The 13997-nt window shown below is 62.7% G+C and carries 12 protein-coding genes and 1 tRNA gene; 4 read left to right on the forward strand and 9 right to left on the reverse strand.

Annotated features, from left to right (window positions below):
• Nucleotides 1-285 precede the first annotated feature (285 nt).
• From DQW77_RS17360 to DQW77_RS17375, 4 genes are all read right to left on the reverse strand, one after another.
• Nucleotides 286-362, reverse strand: a tRNA-Arg gene (locus DQW77_RS17360).
• A gap of 198 nt (nucleotides 363-560) precedes the next feature.
• On the reverse strand, nucleotides 561-1952 hold the full coding sequence (locus DQW77_RS17365; RefSeq protein ID WP_113259549.1) for a sensor histidine kinase: 1392 nt from the start codon (nucleotides 1950-1952) through the stop codon (nucleotides 561-563).
• 16 nt (nucleotides 1953-1968) lie between these two features.
• The gene (locus tag DQW77_RS17370) at nucleotides 1969-3387 is read right to left on the reverse strand and encodes an NAD(P)/FAD-dependent oxidoreductase (protein WP_113259551.1); all 1419 of its coding nucleotides are present in this window, start codon (nucleotides 3385-3387) and stop codon (nucleotides 1969-1971) included.
• A 2-nt stretch (nucleotides 3388-3389) separates the two neighbouring features.
• A complete protein-coding gene (locus DQW77_RS17375; RefSeq protein WP_113259553.1) occupies nucleotides 3390-4121 on the reverse strand; it encodes a TVP38/TMEM64 family protein in 732 nt (243 codons plus the stop codon).
• A gap of 286 nt (nucleotides 4122-4407) precedes the next feature.
• Between DQW77_RS17375 and rpmH the strand changes: the two genes are divergently transcribed.
• The 3 genes from rpmH to yidD are packed head-to-tail and all read left to right on the forward strand — an operon-like array spanning nucleotide 4408 to nucleotide 5191.
• Nucleotides 4408-4542, forward strand: a complete 135-nt coding sequence (rpmH, locus tag DQW77_RS17380; RefSeq protein ID WP_005980833.1) for a 50S ribosomal protein L34 — start codon at nucleotides 4408-4410, stop codon at nucleotides 4540-4542.
• 23 nt (nucleotides 4543-4565) lie between these two features.
• On the forward strand, nucleotides 4566-4973 hold the full coding sequence (gene rnpA, locus DQW77_RS17385) for a ribonuclease P protein component (RefSeq protein ID WP_113259555.1): 408 nt from the start codon (nucleotides 4566-4568) through the stop codon (nucleotides 4971-4973).
• Nucleotides 4970-5191 carry a membrane protein insertion efficiency factor YidD gene (gene yidD / locus DQW77_RS17390; RefSeq protein WP_113259557.1) on the forward strand — a complete coding sequence of 74 codons (222 nt, stop codon included), beginning with the start codon at nucleotides 4970-4972 and terminating at the stop codon, nucleotides 5189-5191. Before rnpA ends, yidD begins: the two co-directional genes overlap by 4 nt.
• A 106-nt stretch (nucleotides 5192-5297) precedes the next feature.
• On the opposite strand, the gene DQW77_RS17395 is transcribed toward yidD, so the two are convergent.
• From DQW77_RS17395 to DQW77_RS17410, 4 genes are all read right to left on the reverse strand, one after another.
• Nucleotides 5298-7313, reverse strand: coding sequence for a CocE/NonD family hydrolase (locus DQW77_RS17395; protein ID WP_181711330.1), 2016 nt, complete (start codon nucleotides 7311-7313; stop codon nucleotides 5298-5300).
• A gap of 82 nt (nucleotides 7314-7395) precedes the next feature.
• Nucleotides 7396-8694: an acetyl-CoA carboxylase biotin carboxylase subunit family protein gene (locus tag DQW77_RS17400; RefSeq protein WP_113259559.1), complete on the reverse strand. Its 1299-nt coding sequence runs from the start codon at nucleotides 8692-8694 to the stop codon at nucleotides 7396-7398.
• A gap of 78 nt (nucleotides 8695-8772) precedes the next feature.
• A complete protein-coding gene (gene cphA, locus DQW77_RS17405; protein ID WP_113259561.1) occupies nucleotides 8773-11415 on the reverse strand; it encodes a cyanophycin synthetase in 2643 nt (880 codons plus the stop codon).
• Nucleotides 11402-12262 carry a cyanophycinase gene (locus DQW77_RS17410; protein WP_113259562.1) on the reverse strand — a complete coding sequence of 287 codons (861 nt, stop codon included), beginning with the start codon at nucleotides 12260-12262 and terminating at the stop codon, nucleotides 11402-11404. Before DQW77_RS17410 ends, cphA begins: the two co-directional genes overlap by 14 nt.
• Before the next feature lie 197 nt (nucleotides 12263-12459).
• Here DQW77_RS17410 and DQW77_RS17415 point away from each other — a divergent pair, with 197 nt between their 5' ends.
• Nucleotides 12460-13386, forward strand: coding sequence for an isoaspartyl peptidase/L-asparaginase family protein (locus DQW77_RS17415; RefSeq protein WP_113259566.1), 927 nt, complete (start codon nucleotides 12460-12462; stop codon nucleotides 13384-13386).
• Between the two features lie 159 nt (nucleotides 13387-13545).
• On the opposite strand, the gene DQW77_RS17420 is transcribed toward DQW77_RS17415, so the two are convergent.
• Nucleotides 13546-13884 (reverse strand): aspartate aminotransferase, encoded by a 339-nt coding sequence (locus tag DQW77_RS17420; protein WP_309301328.1) that lies wholly within the window; start codon nucleotides 13882-13884, stop codon nucleotides 13546-13548.
• Between the last annotated feature and the right edge of the window lie 113 nt (nucleotides 13885-13997).

The raw sequence follows: 13997 nt of genomic DNA on the forward strand, positions 1-13997 counted from the left end.
GCGACGCGTTGTAGCTGGACCAGTTCGTCGTGCGATAGCGGGCGGGAGGTGGCTTGCTCATGCAGCCCGTGTAACCGCATGGACTCGCAAAGTGAATCCTCTGTCGTCAGAGATGTGCAACAATGCCGCCATGATGCAAAACCCCTCCTGCTAACAAGATTAGGTATAGCAACGTGTATAGCGAGATGTATAGCAAAACGGCACCATCAGCCTAGGATGAGGGTGCAGGTAACCTAATTTACTTCTATATTACAACGATTTATGTAAATGAGGTGTGGTGTATAGTGGCGGACCGAGGAGGATTCGAACCCCCGACCCCCTGATTCGTAGTCAGGTACTCTATCCAGCTGAGCTATCGGTCCGTGAGCGTGAGGCAATAGACGTTGTGGGGTTTCTTTGCAAGGGGTAATCCGGTGGGATTTGCCACACGGAAACGCGGTGCGGTAAATCCTGGGTGCTGCCGGCGTCAACCGCCCGCGCACCCCGTTTCGACCGCGCCGGGCAATCCCCGTCCGGAGCCTGATGGATCGGCCCGGATCCGCACAGGCGAGCTGGCATCTTCACTGGCCGGCCAGATCCTCGCCCTTGGGGATCTCGATGCGAAACACCGTACCGTCCGGCCCCGTCTTTTCGAGTGTCAGCGCGCCGCCATGGCCGCGCATCAACTCGGCCGAGATCGCCAGGCCCAAGCCGGACCCGCCCTTGGTGGTGCCGCTCTGGAATGGCTTGAACAAGTGATCCCGCGCCTTTTGCGGCAGCCCGGGGCCGGTGTCGGAGACATGAATGATCCAGCTGTCGCTTTCAGCGCGCGCGCTGACCGAGATTTCACCGCGTTCGCTGTTTTCCACGATGGCCTGACGCGCATTGCGGACCAGATTGGCGATCACGCGGTAAAGCTGCTCCGCGTCGGCGCGCAGTTCAAGTCCGGGCGGCACGTCCTGCCGGACGGTGATCTCGGCGTCCCCGGCCGAAAGCCGCTCGCTGTCGATCACGTCCTCGACGATGTCGCGCAGGGCGAAGCGGCTCAGTGTGGGCGCCGGTTCCTCGGCCTTGCCATAGGCCAGCGTCCCCTCGCACAGGTGCACGGCCCTGGTGAGGGAATTGACCAGCTTCGGCGCCATCCGCTTGACGAGGGGGTCCTGGCTGGTCTCGATCCTGTCAGTGAACAGCTGCGCGCTGGTGAGGATGTTGCGAAGGTCGTGGCTGACCTTGGCCACCGCCGCGCCCAACTGCGCCAGTCGCTCCTTCTGCTTGAGCGCGCCCGTCAGTTGCGTCTGCATCTGCTGCAACGTGTCTTCGGCCTCGCGCAGTTCCCTGATCCCCGCGCTTGGCCGGATGATACGCTGCGCGTCCTCGGGGGCGGCGGCATAGGATTGCATGTGTCCGACCACGCGTTTGATCGGTTTGACCAGGAAAACCCGAACAGCGAGGAACAGCAGAACCGCCGTGATGAACGAAATCACGGCCGACAGCACAAGGATGCGCAGCCCGTAATCGATCATCGCCGCGCGCAATGCACCGGTTTCCATCGTCACCTCGATCAGAAGTCCGCCCATGCGAACCGGCATGCCGATCACCCGGATCATCTCGGTTTCCGGTGTTGCCAGGCGCACCATCGCGTCGCGGATCAGGCCGGGCCCGGTTGCATCGCGCAGATCAAAAGTCTTGCTGACCGGTCCTGGCACCGGCGACGACAGCACCAATTGCCGGGCGGCGTCACGGCGCAGCACGATATTGTAGACACCGGCATTGCGCAGCAGTTCTTCTTCGAGGTCGGCGTCGATCACCTCGTCCGCCAGAAGCGCCAGCGACGCGATCTGGGACCGTTCGAGCCGCGACAGCAGGAAATCCTCGCGATAGCGTGCCACGGAAGGCACGAAAATCATGACTTCCGCCAGCATCACGAATACGGCCGTCAGTACAAGAAAACGCCCGGAAAGTGAATTCAGCATCGCAAACAGTCCCGGATCACGGCAGCCAGCGTTGAACCAGCCCGACCACCCGTTTGACGACAGGACTATCAAACAACCGTGGTGAGAAATAGGCCCCTGCCGCGCGTTTGCTGATTTCCCCGATCGTCGGATAGGGGGAAACCATCGCCGCGACCTGTTTCATTTTCAGCCGGTTGGCCAGGACCATGGCCCAAAGATTGATCTGCTCACCGGCCTGTGCACCGGCGATGGAAACGCCGACAGGCCGCCCCTTTGCAACCATCACCTTGATCAGGCCGTCGGTCTTGCGTTCGGCGATGGCCCGGTCGTTGTGTTCGTAGCCGAACCGCACCACTTCCAGCGCGCTGCCATGCGTATCGCGGGCCTGTGCCTCGGTCAGGCCCACCTGCGCCAGCTCGGGTTCCGTATAGGTGGCCCAGGGAATATGATCGACCCTCTGCCTTGCCGGCAGCCCGAAGAGGGCAGATCGGATGATCACCCCGGCATGGTACCCGGCCACATGGGTGAACTGCAGACCGCCGGCAACGTCGCCGATCGCATAGACCCGCGAATTCGTGGTCTTGAGCTTGTCATCCACCTTTATGCCGCGCCGTGTACTTTCGATCCCCGCCTTTTCGAGGTTGAGCCGTTCGGTATTGGCCTTGCGTCCCACTGCCATCAAGAGGTGTGACCCCATGAACACGCGCCCGTCCTTGGCCTCGACCTCGATCGCGCCCGCTGTGCCTCGGATTTCCGCGGCCATCGCGTCCTCGGCGATGGTCACGCCTTCGGAGCGCAGATTGTTCAGCACGATCTCGGCGGTTTCGGGGTCGTCGTTGCCGAGGGCCTTCATTCCCTCGATCACGGTCACGTCGCTGCCGAGGCGGCGATGCGCCTGGGCCATTTCCATGCCGATCGGGCCGCCGCCGACAATCAGCAGGTGCCCGGGTTTCCGGCGCAGCTCGAACAAAGTTTCGTTGGTTTCGTAGGGTACGGTGTCGAGTCCGGGAATGGGCGGCACCAGCGGCGATGATCCGGTCGCGATGACAATCCTGCGCGCGGTGATGACATGTTCGCCCGCTTGCACCTCACGGTCGGATATGAAGTGCCCGTATTCGCGTACCACGCGCACGCCCAGCCCTTCGAACCGTTCCACGCTGTCGACCGGCGCGATGGTTGCGATCACGTCGGCAACGTGATCCTTGGCCGCCGCGTAATCGACCGTGGGCGTCACCGACGCGACGCCGAAAACATCGGAACTGGCCTGAGCATGCGCCGCCTTCGCGCTTGCGATCAGCGCCTTGGAGGGCACGCAGCCGAAATTCAGGCAATCGCCCCCCATTTTATGCCCTTCCAGAAGGGTCACGTCGGCGCCCATCTGTACCGCGCCCGCCGCGACGGAAAGCCCGCCCGAGCCGGCCCCGATGACCAGCAGATCGGTTTTCACTCGAGTCATTTTCAGATTTCCTTGCGTCCGCGGATTGTTTTGATGAGGATCGGCAGCGCTGCCAGGGCGCACAGGCCGAGTATCGGTCCGATGATCTCGGGTTCCCACAACAGTGACAGGTCGGGGCTTTCGCCGCGGTCGAAAACCTCGCCCAGACCAACCCCGATCCAGGTAAAGACGATCGCGCCGGGAATGATCCCCAGAACCGTCGTGAAGGCATAATTGAAGAAACGCACCCCGACCAGCGCCGGGACAAGGTTCGCCACGAAGAAGGGAACCGCAGGGACAAGGCGCAACAGGAAGAGTACGCTGATTTCGTGCTCGTGCAATCCGGTCTTGAGCCGCTTTATTGTGCCTTCCGACGCTTCCATGCGGGCGGCGAGCGCACGGCCCAGCCCGAGGCGTGCCGCCCAGAAGATCGCGAACGCCCCGAGAGAGGCGGCAGTGACGTTGAAGACTGTCCCGGCAAGGAGACCGAAAAGGAATCCTCCGGTAACCGAGGCGACGGCGGCCCCCGGCAGCGAAAACGCGACAATGACGAAGTAGACCGCCACGAAGGCAACCACCAGCCCCGCGTAGTTCGCATCCCGGAACGCCATCAGGGCCTCGCGGTTCTCCTGCAGCGTTTCGAAAGTGAAGTAATCGCCAAGGGTGAAATACCCGACGACGGCAGCGGTGAGGATCGCGGCAAGCGGTGCGTGCCGCATGAAACTGTTTCGGTTCGAGTGTGACACGTCATCCATTTCTCAGATTCGCCCGGCTTTGTTTACATTGCCCCCGATCTGCCGGTTGCGGGGCAACATTCCCAGCCGTATCACGCGCGCTTGATCGTCGGTGACCCGTTTGCCCCGTTCCGGAGGCGATTGTAACATCGCCGGAGGTCGGGCCGCCGTTTTTTGTTTCAATCCGGGCCGCGCGGGTTTGACTTGTGTTCAGTCCGGGACTATAGACCGGGCTTCGGATATTCAGCGGTAGCGCGCCGGTCATGCAAGTCGCGCAAACCGTTCAGAAAAAGCAGGAGTCGGAGCGATGAAACGCACCTACCAACCCTCTAACCTGGTTCGCAAGCGGCGCCACGGGTTCCGTGCGCGCATGGCCACCAAGGCAGGGCGCAAGATCCTCAACGCGCGCCGCGCACGCGGACGCAAGTCGCTCAGCGCCTGATCCGCGCGTCGGGATTTGACGGAATGAAACCGCCGGAGGCCCCAGCCGAACACTCGGAGGGACCGCCTCGGGCGGATTTTTTGCGTCACGAGGTCCTGCGCAACAGGAGTGATTTTCTGCGCGCCGCGCGGGCCCGCCGCCATGCGACGCCCTCGATGCTGGTGCAGGCCCGGCGGCGCGGTCACGACGAGGTGCCCGGCGCGGTGCGTGTCGGGTTCACCTGTTCGCGCAAGGTGGGCAACGCGGTTGCGCGCAACCGGGCCAAGCGCCGTCTGCGCGCCGCGGCCCGTGCCGTGTTGCCCGAGCGTGGGCGCGAGGGGTGGGATTATGTGTTGGTCGGCCGGGCCGGGGCGACGGCCGAACGATCCTTCGATCTGCTCAAGAAGGACCTGTGTACAGCGCTCGACCGGCTTCACGGAACATCCGAATGAGCCCTCTTGCCCATATCGCGGCTCTGCCCGTGCGGGCGTATCGCCTGCTCTTCAGCCCGTGGGTGGGGAACGGCTGCCGCTATCATCCCACCTGTAGCGCCTATGCGCTGGAGGCGCTGGAAAAACACGGGACCATCCGCGGCACATGGCTGGCGGCGCGGCGCATCGCGCGATGCCACCCTCTGGGCGGGTCCGGAATCGACAACGTTCCTGACTGAATCCCATGCCGGATCATTGGCGCGGGTCGGGCGAAACGTGACGCTGACGAACAGGCCGCCCCGGACATCCGGCATTGCATCGGCGATGGAATGACCCGGCCAACCGTCAGACGTTGTTGCGCGGAATGGTGAATTCCTGGCGATCGTCCCTGACCCGGATGTCATCGGCAAAGGCCTGCAGGTGCGCCGAGATGTGAAAATCGATTGAGTCACAGGTCAGGCGCGTGCGGGTTATCGTGCGCACTGACCAGTCCTGGCGGCGCATCTCGTGGGTCCATGTAACCTCGCCCTCGGCCGAGGCGGGATCGTCGGGAAGGACCGAATACCGTTCGACGCCTTCGGCGGAATGCGTGAGGCCATGTGCGGCTATGTGCGCGGCGCCCTCATGGTCCCGCACTTCGACGGTGACCCGGCCGGTTTCGGCATCTTCCCGGAGGACCCATTCCGATTGCGGGGGCGCCTCGAAACTCTGGTCAAGGGGCTGTCCGGCGCGCGGTTCCTCGAACCCGTGTGCGACGCCGGGCGCGGCGGTGCGCAAGGGCAGGTTGAGCATGCTCTGCCCGGTGTGGATAGCAAGTGTAACGGGTTCGGGTGCGGGCCATGCAAGGGGAAAGTAACAACTTGACACGCCGAGCCGGATACGGTGCCCGGCGCGGAACGTCTGCGCGACATGTTTCATCGGCACGTCCACCGTATACGTCTGTCCCGGTGTCAGCGGCGCAGGGTTTTCATGACTGTCGCGATGGGTCAGGTTCAGCATCCCGTAGCTGACACGCGTCGCCGCACCATCCGGCGCCACGTCCACCAGTCGCACCGCCACCTGTGCCACGGGCCGGTCGGCGGTGAAGCTCAGCGTCAGCGTTGCATCGCCGACCATGTGCAGCGGCGTGTTCAGAGGCCCGGTTTCGAAGGTCAGGCTGCCGGCGTCGTCCCGTCGTTGATCGCCGGGCTGATCGCCGGGATGCGCATATGAACACCATTTGCCGCCATGCCGTCCGACCCAGAGCGGCGAGGCCAGTTCCACGCGCCCGCCGGACAGTCCACCGGAGGAGGACAACCGGCCATCGGCGCCAAGGGCAAAGGTGGTCCGGCGGATATTTGGCGACGGCCATGCCGGTTCGGTGATCCAGTGGCCGTCACGGCGGGTGTAGTGGGTTTGCGGGCGGCCGTGATCCTGCATGAAGAGGCGCAGCGGCGGTTCGTCCATGATGCCGGTGTCCTCGCCCTTGAGCCATTGATCCCACCAGCGGATTTCCTCGCCAAGCCAGTCGATCGCCGGTCCGGGCTCACCGACATGGGGATAGCGATGAGCCCAGGGTCCGACCAGCCCCTTGACCGGACCATCGAGGTTCTCGACCAGCCGGAAAACGGTTCGGCAATAGCCGTCGGCCCATCCGCTGACCGCGTAGACCGGGATCGTGATGTCGGAATAGTCCTCGCATACCGAGCCATGCTTCCAGGACGCATCGCGTGTCTGGTGTTCCAGCCAGTTCTTCAGCCACACTCCGGAACCGTCGAGCCGCGCTTCCCACATCTCGCGCCAGCGATCTCCGACATGGGCCGGATCGGGCGGCAGGGTGTTGATTCCGAACATCACCGACGCCCATGAGAGCTGCTCACAAAGAAGGGTGCCGCCCATGTAGTGGATGTCGTCCGCATATCGGTCATCCGTGGAGCAGATCGAAACGACCGCCTTCAGCGCGGGAGGGCGCAGCGCGGCAAGTTGCAGCCCGTTGAAACCGCCCCAGGATATGCCGACGATCCCGACACCGCCGTCGCACCAGGCCTGATCCGCGATCCATGCGATGGCATCGCACCCGTCCTGCAGCTCGGTCTCGGTGTATTCATCGGTCATCACGCCTTCGGACTCGCCGGTGCCGCGCAGATCGACCCGCACATATGCATAGCCTCGCGCGGCAAGCCACGGGGCACGGGCATGGTCGCGCTCCAGCGTCTTGTCGTTCTTTCGATAGGGGATGTATTCGAGGATCGCGGGCACGGCATGCGTATCGGCGTCCTCGGGCATCCAGATGCGGGCGGCCAGCCGGGTTCCGTCGGGCATCGGAATCTCGAGGTGCTCAATTTCCCGCACCGGGCGGGGCAACGGCATGTCTATCTTCATGGGGCTTTTTCCGGTTTGCGGGAAATGGTCGGAACATTGTCTATCGCGCCGGCGTACCGGGATGTCCAGCCTTCAGCGGCGGTCACTCGACAATGTCCGTGAATTCGTAATTCAGCCGCTTCATCACCTGCTCATAGTTCCATAGCAGCTTGGACTGCCGTCCGGCGCCCATCCAGACCGACGCCACGGCGTAGCTGTAGGCATCCTGTTCGGGCAGTTCCGACAACTTCATGCCGCGTTTCACGTACGAAGCGATACGCGTACCCTCGACCTGTTCCGCGGCAACCTCGATCTCGGCGCGTGACGGCACGCGTGCAACCGTCGCGTCATTGAAGAACACACGGTAGAAGAATTCGGCCGCCACGTTCTCGGGGCCTTCGCCGCGGGGCATGTCGGGCCTGCGTCCCAGACCCAGATCCACCGTGACCTGCTGATGGCTCACGCCATCGACCATTTCGAAAAGGTCGCAATGCGATTGCGCGATGCGGGTGTTGATCTCGAGCAGCCAGATCTTGTTCTGCACCTCGTCCCAGTAATACTCGATGTTGAAGCCCGCATTGTCATAGCCGATATGCACCATGATCCTGCGGGTGATCGCGTTCATCTGCTCCTGCACGGGGCGCGGTAACGTGGACGGGTAGAAATAGTAAAAGAAACTCAGAACCTGCGGATAGCGGATCGAGTCGACGGTGCCGTAAGGCACGACCTCGCCGTCATGGACATAGCCTTCCACGGTGCATTGACGCCCGCCTATCACCTGTTCTGCCATGCAGTAATGGCCCTCGATCGCCTTGATGTCATCGGGCAGGTCGGCCTGTTCCAGAACGTGGTTGAAGGGCTCGGATATCTGTCCGATCTCGGCGCGGAAGGCGGCGACGGCGTAATCGAAATCCTCGGGGCTGTCGATGCGGAACCCCAATCGCGAACCGGAGGACTTGATCGGTTTGACAAAGAAAGGAAAACGCAGATCCGCCTCTCCGATCCTGGCCAGGGCTGACTCGTCGAACGGATCGAAGGCGGTGAACTTCGGAACATGATCGGGGATCACTTCCGCCATGACCTTGCGCGACCAGTACTTGTGCTCGCATTTCAGGAGACTTTCGAGAGAGGCGTTGGGTGTGCCGTATTTCCGGCTGAGCAGGGGCAGCATCGTGGAAACCGGAAAGTCGATATAGCCGACGATGGCGTCGATCGACCCCTCGAAGGCATCCAGTGTCGCTTCGGCCTCCTCAAGCATCGCGGGAATGTCGAATTCCTGCGTGTCCGACACCGCCTCGGATGTCAGCAGCGGATGAAAAACAACGTCCTCGACACCCCTCAACCTCCTGAGCCGTTCGGCGTTCAGGTCATTCATTCCGACCACGAATACGTTTCTTGTCATTGGATGCGGTCCTTTCATTGCGGAGCGCGAGTGAAACGGTCAGGGCGTGTCCCGCCGTGCTGCCTCGTCCGGTTGCGCCTATGGCTGGGCCAGATCGGCCTGTACCGGGAAACTGCGGCCCTTGAGCCGTTCCGTGGTGCCGGCGATGTCGTCCACCAGCAGCAGCAGGAAATCGTCGGTCCGGGCATCCCCGATGGCGCGGGTCACCGCTTCCTGTTCGTTCATGATGACACGCACGGCACAGTCCGCCCCGGCCGCGTCCGCGCCCGTCTGGATAAGCCGCGCCGTCTCTCCTTCGGGGCGCCCGCGGGCATCGGTTTCGTAGACATACAGAATGTCGCACATTTTCGCCAGCTGCGCCCCGAGCGCGGCAAGATCCTCGTCCCGACGATTGCCCGGCGCGGTCGAGACACCGATCTTGCGCTGTCGCCCCAGCCCGCAGACCAGTGGTTCAAGCGCCTCCAGAGCGGGCACGTTGTGGCCATAGTCGATCAGGCATTTCACGCCATCGGCCTCGAAATAGTTGGTCCGGCCGGGCATTTGCGCCGGTGTCGGATGGAAACTCAGAAGCCCCGCGCGAATATCGTCGATCTCGATACCGTGGGCGAGTGCCACGGCCGCGGCGGCCATGGCGTTCTGCACGTTGAAGGGTGCGTGCCCTTCGAACGCGATCGGCACGTCATTGACATCGACCACATCCACGGTGACCTTGCCACGCATCAGCACAATCCGCCCGTTCCTGACGGTGACAACCATGCCGATGCTGCTGAGGTGATCCTTGAGATCGGGATTGTCGGGATTCATGGTGAAATAGATGATTTCGCCGCGCGCCCAGAATGTGCCCTGATCCATGACCAGCGGATCGTCGGCGTTGAGAACGCAATACCCGCCCTCTCTCTTGACGGCGTCCACCACCACCGTCTTGCAGCGCGCCAGTTCGTCCAACGTGTGGATGTCACGTTCGCCCAGATGGTCGGACGCGATGTTCAGAAGCACGCCGACATCGCATTCGTCAAAGCCCAGCCCCCGGCGCATGATGCCGCCGCGCGCCACCTCGAGAACCGCGTGTTCCACGGTCGGTTCGCGCAGAACGGCCTGTGCGGCTGCCGGCCCGGAATAGTCGCCACGCAGGATGACGTGATTGTCGATTTCGACAGTGCCGGTGCAGCCCATTCCGACGGAATGGCCCGCCTGCCGCAGGATATGCGTGGTCAGGCGTGTCGTGGTTGTCTTGCCGTTTGTTCCGGTGATCGCGGTGATCGGAATGCGGCCGTTATCGGTGGGGTCCGGAAACAGCATCTCGACCACATGCTCGCCAACCAGGCGCGGCGTGCCGTGCGTCGGTGACATGTGCATCCGGAATCCGGGGCCGGCATTCACCTCGACCACGCCGGCGGATTGCTGGTCAAGCGGCCGGTTCAGCGTCTCTGCAAGAAGATCTATCCCGATCACGTCAAGCCCGATCAATCGCGCGATACGCTCCATCGCGAACTTGATCTCGGGATGCACCTCGTCGGTGAGGTCCGTGGCCGTGCCGCCGGTCGAGATGTTGGCGGTGGATTTCAACAGAATCATTTCGGTCTCTGCCGGCACGCTGTCCAGTGTCAGCCCGGACTGTTCCAGCATGCGGTGGGTCTGGTCGTCCACACTGATCTGTGTCAGCAGGTTCTCATGCCCGACGCCGCGGCGCGGATCCTCGTTCGCCTTGTCGATCAATTGCCTGATCGTCGATAGTCCATCGCCGGTAACATGCGCGGGCCGGCGCCGCGCCGCTGCGACCAGCTTGCCTCCGATCACCAGCATGCGGTGATCCTCACCCTTGATATAGCTTTCGACAATCACTGCGGCGGAGCCGTCACGCACCCTTGCGAGCGCCGTTTCGTAACCCGATTTGAGGTCGTCCATGCTCGTGATGTTCGTTGTCACGCCGCGCCCGTGATTCCCGGCGAGGGGTTTCGTCACCACCGGCCAGCCGATCCATTGCGCCGCCTCGACGACCTCGTCCCACGAATAGCAGGTACTGCCCTTCGGAACCGCCACTCCGGCATCATCCAGGATCTGCTTGGTCCAGTCCTTGTCGTCGGCGATCGAGTGCCCGATGATACCCGATCCATCGGTCACCGTGGCCTGGAACCGGCGCTGCTTCACGCCATGACCCAATTGCGTATAGCTGGTCCCTTCGGTCAGGTTGCAATGCGGGATGTTGCGTGCCTTGGCTGCATTGACGATGGCGCCGGTCGAGGGGCCGAGCGCGTTTGCATCACGGACCTCCTTGAGGTGCTCGATGACCGGGGCGAGATGGACATATTCCCCATGATAAAGCTGGCGTACGATATCGACCGCGGCTTCTCCCGCCGCGAGGCCGGTGGCCTCGTCGCGATAGCGGAAGACCACGTTGTAGATCCCGGTTTCGTAGCTGTCGACTGTCTTGCCATACCCGACGGAAAACCCGATCAGGTTCTGCAACTCGATCGCCACATGCTCGACCATGTGGCCCGCATAGGTGCCGTTGCGCACCCGTTGCAGAAAGCCGCCCGGTTCTCCGACGGAACAGCGGTGTTCGTGGATGGTTGGAATGATCGCTTCCAGTTTTTCCGCGATCCCCGGAACCTTGTCGCTGGGTCTGTCCTCGAGATCCTCGATGTCCAGCCGCATGTATATGGCTTGATAGCGGCTGTAGTAATTCGGCCCGCGCAGTGCGCGAAGCTCAAGTATACGCATTGTTTTGCTCCAGACTTCCGATCCCGGACTCTTCGGGTCCGAGAACGCGCCGGTCAGCCAAACTGTAACTGTTGCCGTCGACCAGCGCATGCATGACGACGTTGTGGACGCTCACCGCCTCACCGTCTGCAAGATCGAATACATTGGAACCTGTTATCCCGGAACTGTCAACGAGGATTACATGGCCCGGCCCGAAGGCGTGGATCGTGCCGCCCTTGAACAGAACGGCGGCATCCTCCCCGAGCCCGACGCCAAGGTATTCCGGATTGGTGGCGCCGACCTCCATCAGACGCGAAAACCTGCCGCGTTCGAGGAAATGCGTGTCAATGATCACCCCGTCGATGAACCCGAAGCCGGCCGACATCTTGACCGCGCCCTTTCGCAGCGAGTCCGTCGCATGCCCGCCATAGACCATGGTCGTGGACTGGCAGGCCGCGCCGGCGCTCGTACCGGCGACGACAGTGCCTTCGTGATACTTCTTACGGATCGCCTCAAGAGCGGGCGAAGCGCCCAGGATGCTGGTCAGTCTCATCTGGTCCCCACCCGAGATGAAGATCACGTCGCATTTCCAGACAAGGTCAATCAGACTTTCGCTGGCCGCATCTGCCCGCTCCCGGATCCGGATATCCAGGACTTCCGACGCTCCCAGTCTTTGAAAGACGTCGCGGTAACCTGAAAAGACGTCGTCGGGAATGCTGCTGGCTGTGGTAATGACACCGACGGTCGTTGTTTCCACCCCGGCGAACCCGAGCACCCGGCTCAGGATGGCGGCTTCGGATGTCTTGTCCTCGGCGCCCCCTATGGCAACCAATGTGCCGCCGGGTACAGGTCTTTCCGACATATCCATTCTGGCTTCTCCGATCTCTTCTGGACTCTGCTGCGTGTATTGTGGAGCTTACTGGTCGGCAATCAACTTTGCCATCCGTTCACTTTGGCATGCGCCGTAATCCTGCCGCGGCGTAACAGATACGTCACCGGCGCCAAGCCACCACACATGCCGGGTGGCCCAGGGACCGTGACGTGAGAACCGAGGAGCACGACACATTGACCAAGCCTTTCTCGATCGCGATTCATGGCGGTGCCGGGGTCATGCCGCGGCGTGACATGACACCGGAACGCGAGGCCGGGTACAATGTCGCGCTTTCCCGCGCCCTGGAGCCCGGAAAGGCCGTTCTTTCGCGCGGCGGCTCGGCGCTCGATGCCGTGACCGGGGCGGTTGCGGCGCTTGAGGACGAGCCGCTTTTCAACGCGGGCCGCGGGGCGGTCTTCACCCGAGAGGGCAACCAGGAAATGGATGCGGCGATCATGGACGGGCGCGACCGCAGCGCCGGGGCAGTGGCCGGTGTTTCCACCATCAGGAACCCGATCCATGCGGCCCGCGCAGTCATGGAGCGCACCGAGCACGTGCTGATGATCGGGGCGGGGGCTGTCGCGATCGCGCGGGAGGCGGGGCTGGTGTTCGAGGATGACAGGTATTTCTTCACCCGGGACAGGTGGGAGGCGCTGCAGGATACGTTGCGGATGGAGGCATCCGGGACGCTCGACGACGATCCGTCGCGCAGGCATGGCACGGTGGGGGCCGTCGCTCGCGACCGGCAGGGGAACCTGGCCGCCGCCACATCCACCGGCGGAATGACGGCGAAAAGGTCGGGCCGCGTCGGGGACAGCCCGATAATCGGGGCCGGAACATTCGCGGACAATGCCACTTGCGCGGTCTCCGCAACCGGCGATGGCGAGGCCTTCATGCGATTGCTGGTGGCACACGAGATAGACGCGCGCATGAGGCTGGCTGCGGCCACTCTCGTGCAGGCCGCGACCGCGGTCGTCATGTCGGACCTTGGTGTGATCGGAGGATCCGGCGGCCTGATCGCCGTGGCCGGGGATGGCAGCATGGTCTTGCCGTTCAATTCCGACGGGATGTATCGGGCATGGTGCATCGAAGGGAGAGACCCGGAAACGGCGATCTACTGACCCCTGTCGCGGCTGCGTGCCCCATGACGTCGCGGCCAAGCGCCACCACGACCGAAGGCAATTCTGAGACGAAAATCGCTCTGGTGATCGGAACGCACAGTGCAAATGCCCGCGATCGTCCACGGTATCGCTTGGCGGGTGCGCAGGGAAAGCGGCCTCTCAGACCGGTGGCCGTTGCCCGAAATCTTCAAAAGATTTCGGCCCGATTTCTTTTGAAGAAATCGGGGTCACACAGGGTGTGAGCCACCGCACTGGAGCGCGGTTGCAGAAAATGATGATCTGTCCGGAGTTTTCCGCCACCTGGTAGCCGCGACGGTGAATTTCTGCCATGAACCGCACCATGCCGGCAAACCGTTCGATGTCACGCGCCTTGCGACGGATCACCCCGCCCTGTTGCACGGCCTTGGAGGTGAAGAGATCATTCAGCCAGACCTCGGGTGTCAGGGGAGAGTTGTGGTTTCTCATGGAAGGAATGTTGACTCCGGTGACCTGCCCCATTTTTCAGGGCCACTCGCAAGTCGAGTCTGTTCCTCATTTGTTTGCCATCATTCGGCGGCGTGAGCAATGGGCGCAGGCGCGGAGCCATCAACTCGCTCAAGCGGCTGCGCCCA

Origin of the sequence: Roseovarius sp. TE539 (assembly GCF_003298505.1) — a bacterium.
Classification (GTDB): domain Bacteria; phylum Pseudomonadota; class Alphaproteobacteria; order Rhodobacterales; family Rhodobacteraceae; genus Roseovarius.